13 protein-coding genes and 1 other annotated feature are annotated in these 16,836 nt (G+C 51.0%); all 13 genes read left to right on the top strand.

What is annotated here, in order from left to right; genetic code table 11:
* The first annotated feature begins 50 nt into the window (after positions 1-50).
* Positions 51-1,022 (top strand): alpha/beta hydrolase, encoded by a 972-nt coding sequence (locus BN162_RS03105; protein ID WP_020223609.1) that lies wholly within the window; start codon positions 51-53, stop codon positions 1,020-1,022.
* 190 nt (positions 1,023-1,212) lie between these two features.
* Positions 1,213-3,846, top strand: a complete 2,634-nt coding sequence (ppdK, locus tag BN162_RS03100; RefSeq protein WP_020223608.1) for a pyruvate, phosphate dikinase — start codon at positions 1,213-1,215, stop codon at positions 3,844-3,846.
* Between the two features lie 104 nt (positions 3,847-3,950).
* Complete coding sequence (locus tag BN162_RS03095) at positions 3,951-4,736, top strand: aspartate dehydrogenase domain-containing protein (RefSeq protein ID WP_020223607.1); 786 nt, start codon at positions 3,951-3,953, stop codon at positions 4,734-4,736.
* A gap of 65 nt (positions 4,737-4,801) precedes the next feature.
* On the top strand, positions 4,802-5,311 hold the full coding sequence (locus BN162_RS03090) for a hypothetical protein (RefSeq protein ID WP_020223606.1): 510 nt from the start codon (positions 4,802-4,804) through the stop codon (positions 5,309-5,311).
* Between the two features lie 54 nt (positions 5,312-5,365).
* The gene (locus BN162_RS03085) at positions 5,366-6,109 is read left to right on the top strand and encodes a hypothetical protein (RefSeq protein WP_020223605.1); all 744 of its coding nucleotides are present in this window, start codon (positions 5,366-5,368) and stop codon (positions 6,107-6,109) included.
* A gap of 77 nt (positions 6,110-6,186) precedes the next feature.
* Positions 6,187-6,394: a binding site (T-box leader), on the top strand.
* Positions 6,395-6,440: 46 nt separating this feature from the next.
* On the top strand, positions 6,441-8,183 hold the full coding sequence (thrS, locus tag BN162_RS03080; RefSeq protein ID WP_020223604.1) for a threonine--tRNA ligase: 1,743 nt from the start codon (positions 6,441-6,443) through the stop codon (positions 8,181-8,183).
* Complete coding sequence (locus BN162_RS03075) at positions 8,180-9,142, top strand: substrate-binding domain-containing protein (RefSeq protein ID WP_020223603.1); 963 nt, start codon at positions 8,180-8,182, stop codon at positions 9,140-9,142. Before thrS ends, BN162_RS03075 begins: the two co-directional genes overlap by 4 nt.
* Before the next feature lie 137 nt (positions 9,143-9,279).
* Positions 9,280-10,716, top strand: a complete 1,437-nt coding sequence (pepD, locus tag BN162_RS03070) for a beta-Ala-His dipeptidase (protein ID WP_020223602.1) — start codon at positions 9,280-9,282, stop codon at positions 10,714-10,716.
* A 44-nt stretch (positions 10,717-10,760) separates the two neighbouring features.
* The gene (locus tag BN162_RS03065) at positions 10,761-11,522 is read left to right on the top strand and encodes a class I SAM-dependent methyltransferase (RefSeq protein WP_020223601.1); all 762 of its coding nucleotides are present in this window, start codon (positions 10,761-10,763) and stop codon (positions 11,520-11,522) included.
* Between the two features lie 123 nt (positions 11,523-11,645).
* Positions 11,646-12,401: an ABC transporter permease gene (locus BN162_RS03060; protein ID WP_020223600.1), complete on the top strand. Its 756-nt coding sequence runs from the start codon at positions 11,646-11,648 to the stop codon at positions 12,399-12,401.
* Between the two features lie 42 nt (positions 12,402-12,443).
* Positions 12,444-12,938, top strand: a complete 495-nt coding sequence (locus BN162_RS03055; RefSeq protein WP_020223599.1) for an NADH-quinone oxidoreductase subunit NuoE family protein — start codon at positions 12,444-12,446, stop codon at positions 12,936-12,938.
* Positions 12,939-12,958: 20 nt separating this feature from the next.
* Positions 12,959-14,845, top strand: coding sequence for an NADH-quinone oxidoreductase subunit NuoF (gene nuoF, locus BN162_RS03050; protein ID WP_020223598.1), 1,887 nt, complete (start codon positions 12,959-12,961; stop codon positions 14,843-14,845).
* A gap of 15 nt (positions 14,846-14,860) precedes the next feature.
* A complete protein-coding gene (locus BN162_RS03045; RefSeq protein WP_020223597.1) occupies positions 14,861-16,615 on the top strand; it encodes an NADH-dependent [FeFe] hydrogenase, group A6 in 1,755 nt (584 codons plus the stop codon).
* Positions 16,616-16,836 lie beyond the last annotated feature (221 nt).

Genomic DNA, 16,836 nt, shown 5'->3' with positions numbered 1-16,836 from the left:
GATGCGGCAGGGAAAGCGAAGTCATGATATAATAGGAACGGGTGATAACCATGAAAACAAAAACAAAAGTAATGATTGCGGCCGGAGCGGCTGTTGGAGCAGCGGCCGGCTATTATGGAATCTGTGAGCTGGCATATAACCGTTTTATCCGCCGCGGACCGAAGTTCTTTGCGATGGGTCCGCAGGAAGAAGCATTCTCCGAGACGCAGCGGACGGAACGGCTGCTGCGTCAGGAAGCTGTTCAGCAATGGTTTGTCAACAGTCAGGTTCTCGATCTGACGCTGACTTCCTTTGATGGGCTGCGGCTGCATGCGACGCAGATTCTTAACCATCCGGAAAGTGAAAAGTGGATCGTCATGGCCCATGGCTATGGAGCGGACAGTCTGGCGCTTTTGCCGCGGGCGAAAACGTTGGATGAAGCAGGTTTTAATATCGTGCTGCCGGATCTGCGCGGCCATGGCTTGAGCGAGGGCGATTATGTCGGAATGGGCTGGAATGACCGGCGAGATCTGATTTTATGGACCGATCGGATTGCCCAGGAGCATCCTGAAAGCAAAATTGTTCTGTTCGGTCTGTCGATGGGCGCTTCCGCAGTGATGATGGCGTGTGGGGAAGAAGATCTGAACGATCACGTTGTCTGTGCGATTGAAGACTGTGGCTATACCAGTGTTCCGGCGATTGCCGAAAAGCAGGTGCGTCAAGCGTTTGGCATCGCAACTCAGCCAGTTTTGATCGGCTTGTCGACATTGATCAAAATGCGCTGCGGTTATTCTGTCTGGCAGGCCAGTGCTGTCGAACAGCTGAAGCAGTGCCGCGTACCCATGATGTTTATCCATGGTGAGGAAGACGATTTCGTGCCGTATGACATGGTGTTTGAAAACTATTATGCCTGCGCCAGTGAAAAAGAGCTGTATACCGTTCCTTCTGCCGGACATTGCGAAGCCTATCACAGTCCGCACTACGATGAGCGGCTGTTCCGCTTCATCCGCCGTTTCCTGCATTCAGACCTAAACCGCGGATAAAATCAGAAAAAAAGTTTAAGTACAAAAAAAGCCTAACAGACCCGATCTGAAAGGCTTTTTTGTCATTTTAGGGAAATCTGGTTAGACCAAAAATATGTAAACGTTTACAAAAACTATGGAAATTCCTGGTCAGTTCCGCTATAATAAGTCTATGAAAGTTGGCTGGAAAATACGCCTATAAGGAGGAACAATGAGCGAAAAATATGTTTATCTTTTCTCTGAAGGAAATGGTAAAATGCGCGAGCTGCTCGGCGGAAAAGGGGCAAATCTGGCAGAAATGACCAATTTGGGCATGCCGGTTCCGCAGGGCTTTACCGTTACGACGGAAGTCTGCACGCGTTACTATGAAGATGGAGAGAAAATTGCACCGGAGATTACGGAGGAAATTAACCGCAATCTGAAAACTCTGGAAGAAATGACAGGGAAAAAGATGGGCGATAAGGAAAACCCGCTGTTGGTTTCCGTACGTTCAGGAGCCCGGGCTTCAATGCCAGGCATGATGGACACGATTCTGAATCTGGGCATCAACGATGAAGTTGTTGAAACGATTGCGGCGAAGACGGAAAATCCGCGCTTTGCTTATGACAGCTATCGGCGTTTCATTCAGATGTTCTCAGACGTCGTCATGGGCTTGCCGAAAAGCAAGTTTGAAGTGATTATCGACGAGATCAAAGACCGCAAGGGCGTAAAGCTGGATACTGAGCTGGATGCTGATGATATGAAGGAGCTGACGGCCCGCTTCAAGGAGTTCTATAAAGAAAACCTGAATGAAGACTTCCCGCAGGATCCGAAAGAACAGATGATCCGCGCTGTTGAAGCCGTCTTCCGTTCTTGGAACAACCCGCGTGCGATCTATTACCGCAAGATGAACGATATCCCAGGTTCTTGGGGAACAGCGGTCAATGTTCAGATGATGGTGTTCGGCAATATGGGCAATACCTGCGGTACAGGCGTAGCCTTTACCCGCAACCCGGCGACCGGTGAAAACAAACTGTTCGGCGAATTCTTGATGAATGCGCAGGGCGAAGACGTCGTGGCAGGAATCCGTACGCCGCAGACGATTGATGAATTAAAAGAAGTCATGCCGGAGGCCTACAACAGCTTTGTTGAAATCTGCGGCAAGCTGGAAAAGCATTACCGCGATATGCAGGACATGGAATTCACGATTGAAAACGGCAAGCTGTTTATGCTTCAGACGCGAAATGGAAAGCGCACCGCGGCGGCAGCTTTGAAAATTGCCTGCGATATGGTTGCCGAAGGTTTGATCAGCAAGGATGAAGCGCTGATGATGGTTGAGCCGAAAGCTCTGGATGCTTTGCTGCATCCGCAGTTTGATCCGGCTGAACTGAAACAGGCCCATCAGATTGCCAACGGTCTGCCAGCCTCGCCGGGCGCCGCCTGCGGTCAGGTGGTATTCAGCGCCGAGGATGCAATTGTTGAAGCCAATAAAGGCAAGAAGGTCGTTTTAGTCCGTTTGGAAACTTCGCCGGAAGATATTGAAGGCATGAACGTGGCTCAGGGAATTCTGACGGTCCGCGGCGGCATGACTTCGCATGCGGCAGTTGTCGCACGCGGCATGGGACGCTGCTGCGTATCCGGCTGCGGTGAAATCGACATCCATGAAGAAGAGAAAACCTTTACCGTTGCAGGTCAGACCTTCAAGGAAGGTGACTGGATTTCGCTGGACGGCTCGACCGGCAATGTCTATGGCGAAGCCGTCAAGACTGTACCTGCTCAGATTTCCGGTGATTTTGAAACCTTCATGAAGTGGGCGGATGAACGCCGCGTCCTTCAGGTCAGAACCAATGCGGATACACCGAAAGATGCTAAACAGGCTGTAGCCTTTGGGGCTCAGGGCATCGGTTTAGTTAGAACTGAACATATGTTCTTTGATTCCAACCGTATCAAAGCGATGCGGGAAATGATTGTTTCCTCGACGGAAGAACAGCGCCGCGCGGCGTTGGCGAAGCTGCTGCCGATGCAGCGTTCAGATTTCGAGGGCATCTATGAGGCGATGGAAGGCCGTCCGGTTACGATTCGTTACCTGGATCCGCCGTTACATGAATTCCTGCCGACATCCTCTTATGATATTGCAACGCTGGCTCAGGACATGCACCTGAATATTGATGATCTTAAGAGCATCATCACTTCGCTGCATGAATTCAACCCGATGATGGGTCACCGCGGCTGCCGTCTGGCAATTTCCTATCCGGAAATCGCCGAAATGCAGACCCGCGCGGTCATTGAAGCAGCGATCAACGTCAACCGTAAGCATCCGGATTATCACATCACACCGGAAATCATGATTCCGTTAGTCGGCGATGTCAACGAACTGAAATACGTGAAGAACATCGTTACGAAGGTCGCGGATGAAATCATCAGTGCTTCCGGAATTGAAATGAAATACATGGTCGGAACGATGATCGAAATTCCGCGTGCTGCTCTGCTGGCAGATGAGATTGCCGAAGAAGCTGAATTCTTCAGCTTCGGCACCAACGATCTGACGCAGATGACGTTCGGCTTCTCGCGTGATGATGCCGGCGGATTCCTGTCTCACTACTATGACAAAAAGATCTACGAACAGGATCCGTTTGCCCGTCTGGATCAGCATGGTGTTGGCAAGCTCGTAGCGATGGCTGCGGAACTGGGACGCAAGACCCGTCCAAACATCAAACTCGGTATCTGCGGTGAACATGGCGGCGATCCAAGCTCCATTGAATTCTGTCACCATGTGGGACTGAACTATGTTTCCTGCAGTCCGTATCGTGTGCCAATCGCTCGACTGGCTGCGGCGCAGGCAGCGATTAAGAACGACAAGCATTAATCGGATTCGAAACATAAAGGCAGGCTGAGATTTGCAGCTTGCCTTTTCTATGAAAATGAGGCAAACAAAAGAAAGAAAGGCATGCAAAGCAGAGGAGAAAACAGATGAAGACAAAATTTGCGATTTTAGGCGCTGGTAAATTAGGACAGATTGTAGCGCGAGCCTGGAAAGCCGGAAAAATGCCGGATTATGAGCTGGTTGGAATTTTCAGCCGGACGGCGGACTCGGTTTTAAAGCTGGCAGAAGAGGTGGGCGTGGAAGGGACGACAGAGGTGGAACAGCTGTTGTCCTGGCAGCCGCAGATCGTTGCTGAAGCGGCTTCCGTGGAAGCGGTCAGAACGTATGCGATTCTCTTGTTGGAGGCTGGCATAGATCTGGCCACTTTGGCGATCGGCGCTTTTGCGGATGACGATTTTTACAAGCAGGTGCAAAAGACGGCTCGGCAGCATGGCCGCAAGGTCTATATTGCTTCCGGAGCCATCGGCGGGTTTGATGTGATGCGAACCGCAGGGCTGATGAGTCCGATCGAAGCTTCGATCACTTCGCAAACCGGTCCTCAATATTTGCGCTCAACCCCGGTCTATCGTGAAGAAATGGCCGACAGCAAAACGACGCTGACCGCTTTTGAAGGCAATGCCAAGGAAGCGATCGCTTTGCTTCCGCGGCGGGTCAACGTAGCGGTGGCCACCTCGCTGGCCACTAACGGACCTGAACAAACTCGGGTGAAAATTGAAAGCACGCCGGGCTTTATCGGCGATACGCACACGATTCGCGTTGAAGGGGAAGAAATCAAGGCTGAGATTGCGATCTATTCCCGAACCAGTGCGATCGCTGGCTACAGTCTTGTCGCACTGCTCAACAATCTGGCCTCACCGATTCAGTTTCAGTAGTTTTTCCTTTCTGCCGAGGTATAAATCGGAAAAAAACGCCGAGAATACTGGCAGGAGGAATCAAAATGAAAAATACAATTCTGCGGTTCGCTGTCCTGTGTCTGGGTTTTGCCTTGATCCTGGGCGGCTGCAGCCGGAACAACAACAATTCAGCAACCCCTTCGCCATCGCCTTCCGCTTCGCCGGAAAGCTCAGTGATGCCGACGGAAACACCGGAAACCATTGCCAGCGTGCAGGATCTCTTGGACTATTTCCAGACCAACAACTACACCTTCAATCAGGTAACGCCGATCGAAAACACCGATTTCAACGCCCTGGAAGGCACTTCCTTTCAGTATAACGATCAGGTTTATTACCTTTATCGCTTTGATCCGGCCAATGAAGAAAGCCAGAAAATGCTGAACTATGCCAGCCAGAACGGCCGCATGAAAGTCAATGCGAATGGACAGGAAACCGAATACTACGCTTATGTCAACGGGAATACCGCGCTGATCTACGACAGTAAGGAAATGATCGAAGATCTCAAAGAAATTTATTCCCAATACCGTGTACCGTCGTCAACGCAGGGTCAATAAGACTCTGCCTTTTCTTTTGCATGGTATAATGAAATCGGAAAGGCGGGGAGGACGATGAAGCGGACAGGACGAAAGATAGCCGTACTGCTTATGTGTGCGCTGCTGCTGAGCGGATGCGGCTGGCTCGATCAGTTGTGGATCATGGCCAAGGCAGGCCGGGCATTGTCGACGATGACTTCATTGACCGCAGAAATTGAAGTCGAAGCCGAAGGCAAAGCCGGCAACCTCTATCTATGGCTGTCGTATACGGTAACAGGCCAGGGAAGGCTGCAGTGGCAAAAAGAACCTACTTCCCTCAATCTGGATCTGAACTGGCAGGGCGGCAGCGGTCTTCTTCAAATTCCGCTGCATACTCAAATTCAGCGGCGGTTAAGAAATGATCAATGGCAGTGCTACGAGGAAAAGCAAAAGCAATGGGTCGATGACGTGCCTCCAGAGAAAATATCGCTGGATCAAGAAGCGCTGTGGACTTTGTTAAAAGCCGGACAATGGTCGATGAACGAAACGATTCGCGGCCTTCGCTGTGCTGAGGTCAGCGTGAAGCTCGAGGCTGAGAAAGCGGTGGATCTGTTACAGAGCTGGGGAGTCCAGGAGCCGATCCTCTCGCTGATCAAAAGTCAGGATGAACTTGCTGTTTGTTTGGCTGTGAACTATGAAAGTGGGGAGCCGGTACGTCTGATGCTGGATAGTGAAGCCGTCTGGCAGCCTGACGATAAACTGTCGCTGACGTTAGCTCAGCTGCATGTTCAGGCAGATTTCTCGCTGATCAATGAAACAGAGTGGCTGTCACCGGAATAAGCAGAAAAATTTGTCGGGAGTCATGAAGAAAAAATTCATTTCCATTGACAAGGATGATAAACCGGTGTATAAATGAATTACATATCAAGACCAGGACAAGATTGTTTCAGAACTTGGATCAGAGAGGTTTCCGGTAGGTGAAAGGAAACTGAAAAGGGAAACGATTACCGCCTGCGAGTATCGCTTTTGAAAAAGCGACGATTCTCATCGTTATCGAGCTGAGGTGTCTGTTTCTGGATAGGAAGCAGGAAGTAAGGTGGTACCGCGTTGAATAACGTCCTTAATCAAGGGCGTTTTTTTGTGGTCTTGGAAAAATAGGAGGAATAGAAAGATGATCAACATCAAAGAAGACGAACATCTGCATGTGCTTAATCATAGCTGCGCGCACTTGTTAGCACAGGCTGTCAAACATCTGTATCCGCACGCTAAATTCTGGGTTGGACCGGTCATTACCGATGGCTTTTATTACGATATTGATTTAGGCGATGATGTGCTGCATGAGGAAGATTTGCCTAAGATCGAAAAGGAAATGAAAAAGATTGCCAAGGACGGCAAACGGATTGTCCGTCATGAGATTTCCAAGGAAGAAGCCTTGGAAATGTTCAAGGAGGATCCGTATAAAATGGATCTGATCAGCCACATGGATGAAGCCGATACGGTGATCAGCTGTTATACGCAGGGGGATTTTACCGATCTGTGCCGCGGTCCGCATGTCGAAAGTGTCAAAGAACTCAAGCATTTTAAGCTGCTGAAGGTCAGCGGAGCTTATTGGAAGGGCGATGCCAACAATAAGATGCTGCAGCGCGTCTACGGGATCTGCTTTGACAGTGAGGAAGAAGTTCAGAATTATTTGAATTTCCTCGAAGAAGCGAAGAAGCGCGACCACAAGAAGCTGGGCCGAGAACTGGATCTGTTCATGATGAGCGAATACGGACCGGGCTTCCCGTTCTTTCTGCCTAACGGCATGATTCTGCGCAATGTTCTGGAAAACTATTGGTATGAAGAGCATACCAAGGAAGGCTATCAATTCATCAAGACGCCGATCATGCTTTCCAAAGAACTCTGGGAGCTGAGCGGTCATTGGGCAAACTATCAGGAAAATATGTATACGACGATGATCGATGATCGGGAGTTTGCGATCAAGCCGATGAACTGTCCGGGCGGCATGTTGGTGTATAAGAACGGTCTGCATTCCTATAAGGATCTGCCTTTGCGGGTCGGCGAGCTGGGTCAGGTTCATCGCCACGAAGCCAGCGGAGCGCTCAACGGTCTGTTCCGGGTCAGAACCTTCACCCAGGATGATGCGCATATCTTCATGCGTGAGGATCAGATTGAAAGTGAAGTTGTCCGGCTGATTAATTTCATCGACCGTGTGTATTCTGTCTTTGGCTTAAGCTATGCGATTGAGCTGTCCACCCGTCCGGAAAAGAAATATATCGGCTCGATTGAAATCTGGGATAAGGCTGAAGCAGCACTGGAAGCGGCCTGTCATGCAGCCGGCAAGAGCTGCAAGATCAATCCGGGTGACGGTGCCTTCTATGGCCCGAAGCTGGACTTCCATTTAACCGACAGCTTAGGCCGGGTATGGCAGTGCGGAACGATTCAGCTGGATATGAATCTGCCGGAGCGCTTCGATCTGACCTATGTTGATGCCGATGGTTCCAAAAAGCGGCCGATTATGCTTCACCGCGTAATCTTTGGATCCATCGAACGTTTCATCGGCATTCTGATCGAGCATTATGCCGGGGCTTTTCCAATGTGGCTGGCGCCGCAGCAGGTCGTGATTGTTCCGGTGCATCATGAGCGCCATCTCGCTTACGCGCAGCAACTGGAAGCGATGTTATTGGCTAAGGGCGTGCGCGTCAAGGTCGATGGCCGCAATGAAAAGCTCGGATACCGTGTCCGCGAAGCGCAGACGCATAAGATCCCGATGCAGATTGTCGTTGGGGACGGCGAAGTGGAAAACGGCACGGCTACGGTTCGCCGTTATGGTAAAAAAGATTCCATGACGATCACTAAAGAAGAGCTGCTGGAAAGCCTTCTTAACGAAATCGAAACGAAGGCCCGCGTATGAAAAAATGGCTTTGTTTGCTGAGTGTTCTGCTGCTGGCTGCAGGCTGTGCGGCAAATCCGAAAGCACCTGAAACGACGCCGGAGGCAACTCCGGAGCCAACGGCTCAGGCTGAATCGGTCACGCTGTCAATTTTAGGCCCAACCGGAGCTCCGGCACTGGCCCTGATCGCTCCGGTGAAGAATGGTCACGACGTGACTTTTGTCGACGGGACAGATGTACTGCAGGCGGCTTTTGTCAATCCGAATCCGGAATATGACATTCTCGTTGCTCCAAGCAACCTGGGTGCCAAGCTGGCTGCCAACGGCAAGACAACTTACCGTATGGAAAGTGTGATTACCTGGGGCAACCTGTATCTGATTGGCGCTGAGGAGTCGGCGCTGGAGAAGGACGGCGTGTTTGCCGCCTTTGGCGAAGGCGCGGTACCGGGTAAAGTTCTGGAAACCGTGCTGGAAAAGCATCCGGTCACTCCGGAAATCTCCTGGTATGCCAGCGTGGCGGAAGTGCAGGGCGCTGTGCTTGCAGGAAAGGCTGATGTGGCATTGATGGCGGAACCAGCCGCAACGGCAACGATTGCCAAAGCGAAAGAAAACGGTCAGGAACTGAAGATTATTCTGGATCTGCAGGAACAATGGAAAGCCGTCACTGGCACCCAGGGCTATCCGCAGGCTGCGCTGTTTGTTCGGCAGGATTTGCCGCAGGAGCGCCAGGCGGCGGTGGAAGCGCTGCTTCAATCCATCGAAGATTATCTGAATCAGGCTCAGCAAGATCCGTCCGCTGTCGAGCAGGACATCGAAACGATTGGCGCACAGACATTAGGCGTGCCAAGCGGCGCGGTGATTGCCAAGACCTGGCCAAGGATGAATCTGAGGCTGGCAGCAGCTGAGGACGTCAAGCCAGAGCTGACATCCTTCCTCAATTTATTTGAGGTCACCGATATCGAAAGCATCTTAGCTCACTAGACTGAAATCAAGGGAGAAACAACTTCTCCCTTTTTGTTTGTAAATATTTCGTTATGAAAAGAAATAATTTTCATTTTTGGTTGAAAGTAAGTGAAAGTGAGCGATATAATAAAGAACAAGGAAAGGGTGGTACACCGATGACAATGGATTGCAACGAACGGATATTCTATTACTTTAACGAACTGACCAAGATCCCGCATGGCTCCCGCAACGAAAAACAGCTCAGCGACTGGCTGGTGCAATTTGCGAAGGATCATGGCCTGCGCTGGATTCAGGATGAAATGAACAATGTGATGATCTACAAAGACGGAACAGCTGGGATGGAAAAGCACGGCGCCGTGATTCTGCAGGCGCATATGGACATGGTCTGTGAAAAGGAAGCAGACGTTGATTTTGATTTTGAAACCCAACCGTTAGACACCTATGTCGAAGACGGCTGGCTGATGGCCCGCGGCACAACGCTGGGGGCGGACGACGGAGTTGGTGTGGCCATGATGCTGGCCCTGCTGGAGGATGATCAGAAACCGCATCCGCCGCTGGAATGCGTCTTCACCGTTATGGAAGAAATCGGCCTGAACGGTGCTCAGGGGCTGAAAAAGGAGTATTTCACCGCGCATCGCATGATCAATATGGACTGCGGCGGTGAGGATAAAACGGCAGTGTCGACAGCAGGCGGTTTGGTCTGCACAATGACGCGTGTGCGGCCGCAGGAAAAATGGGACGGCAGCGGTTGGAAATTGACGGTTTCCGGCTTGAAAGGCGGCCATTCCGGCGGCAATATCGATAAGGAGCTAGGTAATGCCAACAAGATTGCGATCCGCGCTTTGCGGGAATTAGTCAAAAACGAGCTGGAAGTCTGGATTGCGGACTGGGACGGCGGCAACAAAGACAACGCTATTCCGCGGGACTGCTGGATTCGCTTCGCAAGTCAGGATTCGCGGAAGGTCCGCAAAGCCATTGAAAAAGTAGCGGCGGATGTGAAGGCGGAACTGAAAGCCAGTGACCCGGAGGTCACGCTGACCTTAAGTGAGGACACGACGATTGAAAACGTCTATTCCGCTGAGGATTCCAAGGCATTTATTGATTTTATCACCGTTCTGCCCAATGGTCTGCGGGCCAAAAGCATGGCGATACCAGGCTTAACCTGGGCTTCGGAAAATCTGGCCTCGATCAAGCGCCGTGGTTCCAGCCTAGTCATCACGCTTTCGCTGCGTTCCGCGCAGAAAAGCTGGATTGAGAAGATGAGTGATGAACTGGAGATTCTTTCGGGCTTATATGGCTGGACCTGCAGCTTTGACAACGGCTATCCGGCGTGGGATTACAAGGAAGAAAGTGTGATGCGGCAGAAACTGGCGGAGCTGGTGAAAGAGAAAACCGGGAAGGAACTGAAACTGGAAGCGGGCCATGGCGGTACGGAATGCGGTGTGTTCTGCGAGATGATTCCCGATATTGACATCGTCACAATGGTGCCGGAAGCCAGCGGTGCTCATACGCCGCAGGAGAAGCTGAATCTGGCTTCATTCCAGCGAACCTACGCTTTGCTTTGCGAATTGCTGAGCCGTCTGGACGCCTAAGCCGAAGCTTTAAGTTAGAGGCAAGAAGATAGGGGGCGGAACGAATGGATCTGGAACTGATCTATGATTATTTCGATGAAGAACATCGGCTGACGGCTTCGCCGGCGCGTACCATTGAATTTTTAACGACGACGCGGCAGATTGAAAAATTTCTGAAGCCGGGAATGCGGATTCTGGACGTTGGGGCCGGAACGGGCGCGTACAGCCTGAAATATGCCGCTGAAGGATATTCAGTCACAGCCGTGGAACCGGTGAAGAAGCATTGCGCGCTCATTCAGACCAAACGTCAGCCGGAAATGGATTTGACGGTGATTCAGGGCAATGCCCTGGATCTCAGCTCACTGGCGGAGGAAGCATTTGATCTTGTCCTGTGTTTGGGGCCGCTGTATCATCTTGAAACGGAGGCTCAGCGAACCCAATGCGTCCGACAGGTGCTGCGGGTTTTAAAATCAGGCGGGGCGGCATTCTTTGCCTTTATCAACAACGATATGGTGTTTGTGACCGAAGCCATGGTCTACAATTCAGAATTTCTGGACAATGGCCGGTATGACCGCAGTACCTTTAAGGTTGCGGATATTCCGTTTGTGTTTCTGAGCCTGGAACAAGTTCATCGCTGGCTGGATGCAGAGGGCTGGACGCCGGTGCAGGAATTTGCGGCGGATGGGATGGCTGAGCTGTTGGCAGAGAAGCTCAATGCGCTGAAACCGGAACCGTTTCAAAGCTGGCTGGAATTTCATATGGCGATGTGTGAAAAGCCGCAGATGCTGGGCGCAAGCAATCATGTTGTTTTTCGTTTGAACAAATAATCCAGAATAGAACCGAAAAAGGCGGATTAATCTGCCTTTTTTGTGAAATGGAAAACAAAATAAAGGTCGAAAAAGCGGAAATAAAGATAGCGTTTCCATTCGGTCTGATGATATAATAATTTCATGAGAAATCAGCGACAAGGGTTAAAAAAAGAACAGGGAATCATGATCGTGCTGCTGCTTGTGCTTTGGCAGGGGCTGGCGATGAAAGTCAATAACGATATTCTGATTCCGATGCCGTTGGACGTACTGAACCGGATGCTCGGCGATCTTGCCCGGCCCGATTTCTATCGTCAGACCCTGACCAGTTTGGGACGGATGCTGAAAGGTTTCGGTCTTTCACTGGTGATCGCAGGTCTGTGCGGCTATGCTGCAGCCCTGAACAAAACCGTGCGGCGCTTCATTGAACCGTTGGAAGTGATTATCAAGACGATTCCGAATTTATCGTATATTATGGTTTTTCTGATCTGGCTGGGCAGCGAAGGTAGCGTGATGGTAACCAGCTTCTGCGTGCTGTTTCCGGTCTTTTATACCGCTATCCTGCTCAGTCAGGATCTGCTGGACAGCGAGCTGCAGGATGTGCTGCGCTGCTATCCGGAAACGCCGTGGATTGTTTTCTGGAAGATCCGTCTTCCCCAGGCTCTGCCGCATCTGGCGGCAGCGATTCAGACCGGCTTTGGGCTTGGCCTGCGGGTTTGTGTGATGGCGGAAGTGCTTACTCAGGTGCGGGTTGGCATTGGCCGGCAGATGTCGTATGCGGCGCGGGTGGCGCTGGATATGACCGGGCTGATGGCCTGGACGCTGTGGATTATCCTGCTCAGCGCAGCCGCTGACGGCATACTAGGCTGGCTGAAAAACAAGGTTGAATCATCCCTGTGATGTTTTCAATAGAGAACCCAAATAACACGTGGAGGTGAAAGGATGGGGAAACTCAACGAACAGTCGATGCAGGTCATTGATCGGATTGTCGATCGTCATCGCGGACGGCCGGGACCGGTCAAGCTGATGCTGCACGATGTCCAGAAAGAACTGGGCTATATTCCGTTTGAAGCGATGGAAAAGATTGCCGCGGCGTCCGGCGTATCAGCGGCCGAGGTGTATGGTGTTGTTACATTCTATACGCAGTTTACAACGGAACCTAAGGGCAAGCATGTGATTAACGTCTGCATGGGGACGGCCTGTTATGTCAAAGGCTCAGCGGATCTATTGCAGCGGATTTGCGATCTGACGGGAACAAAAGTGAATCAGACCAGTGCTGACGGCTTGTTTTCATTGGATGCAACGCGTTGTTTAGGCGCTTGCGGATTAGCGCCGGTGGCTATTCTGGACGATCAGGTCTATGGCAATGCGACCAGCTCAACCGCGCTGGAGGATCGGATCAAAGCGATCATTAAGACCGAGTCCGGCATTCACTAGGGAAGGAAGAGGAGAAGCACATGAAATCATGGAATGAACTTCGTCAGCTGCGGGAAGCAGCGGCGAAGGAAATCGCTCTGCGCAATCCCGGCGCTCAGGCAGTTCCGGGAGAACCACGGCTGCATGTCTTAGTCTGCGCGGGAACGGGCTGTACTTCGTCATCATCGCAGCTGATCATGGAACAGATGAATGAACAGCTCTGCTCACGCGGACTGGATCAACAGATCCGCGTGATTAAAACCGGCTGTTTCGGCCTTTGTCAGAAAGGCCCGATTGTGGCGGTTTATCCGGATAAAATTTTCTATTGTCATGTCAAACCGGAAGATGTCACGGAGATCATCGAGCAGCATTTTATCGGGGGGCAGCCGGTTAAACGTCTGGAAATGAATGATATTGATGAACTTACTCAGGAAAAAATCTTTGATATCGATAAGATTCGTTTTTATGCCAAGCAGCAGCGCATCGCTTTGAAGAACTGCGGTCAGCTGGATCCAGAGAATATCCGCGAATACATCGCCCGCGATGGTTATGAGGCGCTGGCCAAAGCGCTGCATGAGATGCAGCCGCAGCAAGTGATCGACGAAATAAAAAAATCCGGTCTGCGCGGACGCGGCGGCGGGGGCTTTCCGACGGGTGTGAAGTGGCAGTTTGCGGCGGATCAGCCGGCCGGCGACAAGTATGTCATCTGCAATGCCGATGAAGGCGATCCGGGAGCCTTTATGGATCGTTCGATTTTGGAAGGCGATCCGCATGCGGTTCTGGAAGCGATGGCGATTGCCGGTTATGCGATCGGTGCTCAGCAGGGTTACGTCTATATTCGGGCGGAATATCCGATTGCGGTCAAGCGCTTGCAGATCGCGATGGATCAGGCCAAGGAACTGGGCTTGTTCGGCGAGCATATTTTAGGTACGGACTTCAGCTTTGACATCGAGATTCGTTTAGGTGCAGGTGCGTTTGTCTGCGGCGAAGAAACGGCCTTGATTCAGTCGATTGAGGGCAAGCGCGGCATGCCGGTGCCGAAGCCGCCGTTTCCGGCAGTCAGCGGCGTCTGGGGCCGGCCAACGATTATTAATAATGTTGAAACCTTTGCCAATGTTGCACAGATTATATTAAAAGGCTCAAATTGGTTCAGTTCGATTGGAACGGAAAAATCCAAAGGCACTAAGGTCTTTGCCTTAGGCGGCAAGATCGTCAATACCGGACTGGTCGAGATTCCAATGGGGACTACGCTGCGCGAGGTCATCTATGAAATCGGCGGCGGCTGTCCAAACGGCAAGAAGTTTAAAGCGGTTCAGACCGGTGGTCCAAGCGGCGGCTGTCTGACTGTCGAAGATCTGGATACGCCGATTGACTTTGACAACCTGATCGCTTTGGGTTCGATGATGGGATCCGGCGGCATGATTGTTTTGGATGAAGACAACTGCATGGTTGACGTGGCCCGCTTCTATATGGAATTTATCGTCGATGAATCCTGCGGCAAGTGTACGCCATGCCGTGTTGGCACAAAGCGCATGCTGGAGCTGTTGACCGATATCTGCGAAGGCCGCGGAACAATGGAAACCTTAGATGAACTAGAAAATCTGGGCAAGATGATTAAGGATACCGCTTTATGCGGCTTAGGACAAACGGCGGCCAATCCGGTTTTATCCACGCTGCGGCTGTTCCGTGATGAGTATGAAGCGCATGTTAAGGAGAAACGCTGTCCGGCTGGGGTTTGTAAGAAACTGCTGCATTATTCGATTGATCCGGATAAGTGCCGCAAGTGTTCGATGTGCGCCCGCAATTGTCCGGTTGGGGCGATCAGCGGTGTTCCAGGTCAGAAGCCTTATGTTATCGATCATGACAAGTGCATCAAGTGCGGCGCTTGTATGGAAACCTGCCGCTTCGGTGCGGTTAAGCGCGATTAAGGAGGCAGCGGAAATATGACGAAAATCAATTTAAAAATCAATAATATTCCAGTTCAGGCTGAGCCGGGATCCACGATTCTGGAAGCTGCCCGTGAAGCCGGCATCCAGATTCCAACGCTTTGTTATTTAAAAGATGTGAACAAGACCGGGGCCTGCCGTGTCTGCACCGTTGAAATCAAGGGGGCAAAAAGCTTAGGGGCTTCCTGTGTTTATCCTGTCAGCGAAGGGATGGAAGTCTTTACGAATTCACAAAGAGCGCTGGAGGCCCGCAGACATACAGTGGAGCTGATTCTGTCAAATCATTGCGACGACTGTCTGTCCTGCATTCGCAATCAGAACTGTGAACTGCAGAAGCTGGCGCAGCAGCTGGGGATCCGCAAAGTTCGCTATGAAGGGGAAAAGACAAGCCCAACATTCGATGAAGTCGCCCCGGGAATCGTTCGCGATACGTCCAAGTGCGTGCTGTGCGGACGCTGCATTGAAACCTGCAAGAAGGTTCAGGGATTGGGAATTCTCAGCTTTATCAACCGTGGTTTCAATACGAAGGTCGCGCCGGTCTTTGACCGCAGCTTAAACGACGTCAACTGCATGCAGTGCGGTCAGTGCGTCAACGCCTGTCCGGTGGGCGCCTTATATGAAAAGGAAGATATTCATTGGGTGATCGAAGCTCTGAATGATCCTGAGCAGCATGTCATCGTGCAGACCGCTCCGGCCGTTCGGGCCGCTTTAGGTGAGGAATTCGGGTTGCCGATTGGTACGCGCGTCACGGGCAAAATGGCTGCCGCTCTGCGCAGAATCGGATTTGACCGCGTCTATGATACCAATTATGCAGCGGATCTGACGATTATGGAAGAAGGGCATGAATTTATTGAACGTGTCCGGAATCACGGCGTCCTGCCGATGATTACGAGCTGTTCCCCAGGCTGGATTCGCTATTGTGAGTTTGAGTATCCAGATCTGTTGGATCATCTGAGTTCCTGCAAGTCTCCGCATATGATGTTCGGGGCAATTCTGAAATCATATTACGCACAAACACACAATCTCGATCCGCGCAAGATCACCGTTGTTTCGATCATGCCGTGTACGGCCAAGAAAGCCGAAGTCGTACGGCCAGAAATGCGCAAAGACGGCGTAGCGGATGTCGATGTTGTCTTGACGACCCGCGAATTAGGCCGATTGATCAAGATGTATGGCATTAACTTTGAAAACCTGCCGGATGAAGATTTTGATCAGGATATGTTCGGCCAGTATTCCGGAGCCGGCGTCATCTTCGGCGCCAGCGGCGGAGTCATGGAAGCTGCATTAAGAACCGTCAAGGAAACGTTGGAAAATAAACCATTAGAATCTTTAGATTTCACCGTCGTCCGCGGCATGGAAGGTGTTAAAACAGCCGAGCTGGAAGTTGCTGGCATGAAGGTTAAGGTTGCGGTAGCGTCCAGTATGAGCTGCGCTAAGCCTTTGCTGGATGAGATCCGTGCAGGCACTTCACCTTATCATTTCATTGAGATTATGGGCTGCCCTGGCGGCTGCATCAACGGCGGAGGTCAGCCGATCATCTCGGCTACGATCCGCAATGGATTTAAGCCGATTGATTGGAAGAAGGAACGGGCCAAGGCTCTGTATGATGAAGATGCGATGCAGAGTGTACGCAAATCCCATGAAAATCCGCAGATTATTGCTTTGTATGAGGAGTTCTTAAAAGAACCGGGAAGCCATCTTGCCCATGAGCTGCTTCATACGACCTATTCCAAAAAAGAACGTTTTAAATAAGCTTTACTGAGAAGGGAGAACTTCGGTTTTTCCTTCTTTTTTTTGTTTGAGTTTGTCAAAAATACGTTACAGTCAGCTTCTATAATCGGGTGAAATTCAGAAAGAATTCGCCTTTTTTTATTTCGATCGATTAGTTATAAATGAATCTCATGATAACTGTTTGTGACATAAAAATGGTTGTTGATTACATTTATTTCCTTTTCTATGGCAAAAAAGTCACA

The organism is Holdemania massiliensis AP2 (genome assembly GCF_000327285.1).
Taxonomy (GTDB): Bacteria; Bacillota_I; Bacilli_A; order Erysipelotrichales; family Erysipelotrichaceae; genus Holdemania; species Holdemania massiliensis.
This window is presented reverse-complemented; position numbering and strand designations above follow the sequence as displayed.

What these genes read in the sequence shown, in the direction of transcription:
- BN162_RS03095 (WP_020223607.1), top strand. Translation starts at nt 3,951, where the DNA reads ATGAAGACAAAATTTGCGATTTTAGGCGCTGGTAAATTAGGACAGATT.
- BN162_RS03090 (WP_020223606.1), top strand. Translation starts at nt 4,802, where the DNA reads ATGAAAAATACAATTCTGCGGTTCGCTGTCCTGTGTCTGGGTTTTGCC.
- BN162_RS03085 (WP_020223605.1), top strand. Translation starts at nt 5,366, where the DNA reads ATGAAGCGGACAGGACGAAAGATAGCCGTACTGCTTATGTGTGCGCTG.
- BN162_RS03055 (WP_020223599.1), top strand. Translation starts at nt 12,444, where the DNA reads ATGGGGAAACTCAACGAACAGTCGATGCAGGTCATTGATCGGATTGTC.
- BN162_RS03060 (WP_020223600.1), top strand. Translation starts at nt 11,646, where the DNA reads ATGAGAAATCAGCGACAAGGGTTAAAAAAAGAACAGGGAATCATGATC.
- BN162_RS03075 (WP_020223603.1), top strand. Translation starts at nt 8,180, where the DNA reads ATGAAAAAATGGCTTTGTTTGCTGAGTGTTCTGCTGCTGGCTGCAGGC.
- pepD (WP_020223602.1), top strand. Translation starts at nt 9,280, where the DNA reads ATGACAATGGATTGCAACGAACGGATATTCTATTACTTTAACGAACTG.
- BN162_RS03105 (WP_020223609.1), top strand. Translation starts at nt 51, where the DNA reads ATGAAAACAAAAACAAAAGTAATGATTGCGGCCGGAGCGGCTGTTGGA.
- ppdK (WP_020223608.1), top strand. Translation starts at nt 1,213, where the DNA reads ATGAGCGAAAAATATGTTTATCTTTTCTCTGAAGGAAATGGTAAAATG.
- BN162_RS03065 (WP_020223601.1), top strand. Translation starts at nt 10,761, where the DNA reads ATGGATCTGGAACTGATCTATGATTATTTCGATGAAGAACATCGGCTG.
- nuoF (WP_020223598.1), top strand. Translation starts at nt 12,959, where the DNA reads ATGAAATCATGGAATGAACTTCGTCAGCTGCGGGAAGCAGCGGCGAAG.
- thrS (WP_020223604.1), top strand. Translation starts at nt 6,441, where the DNA reads ATGATCAACATCAAAGAAGACGAACATCTGCATGTGCTTAATCATAGC.
- BN162_RS03045 (WP_020223597.1), top strand. Translation starts at nt 14,861, where the DNA reads ATGACGAAAATCAATTTAAAAATCAATAATATTCCAGTTCAGGCTGAG.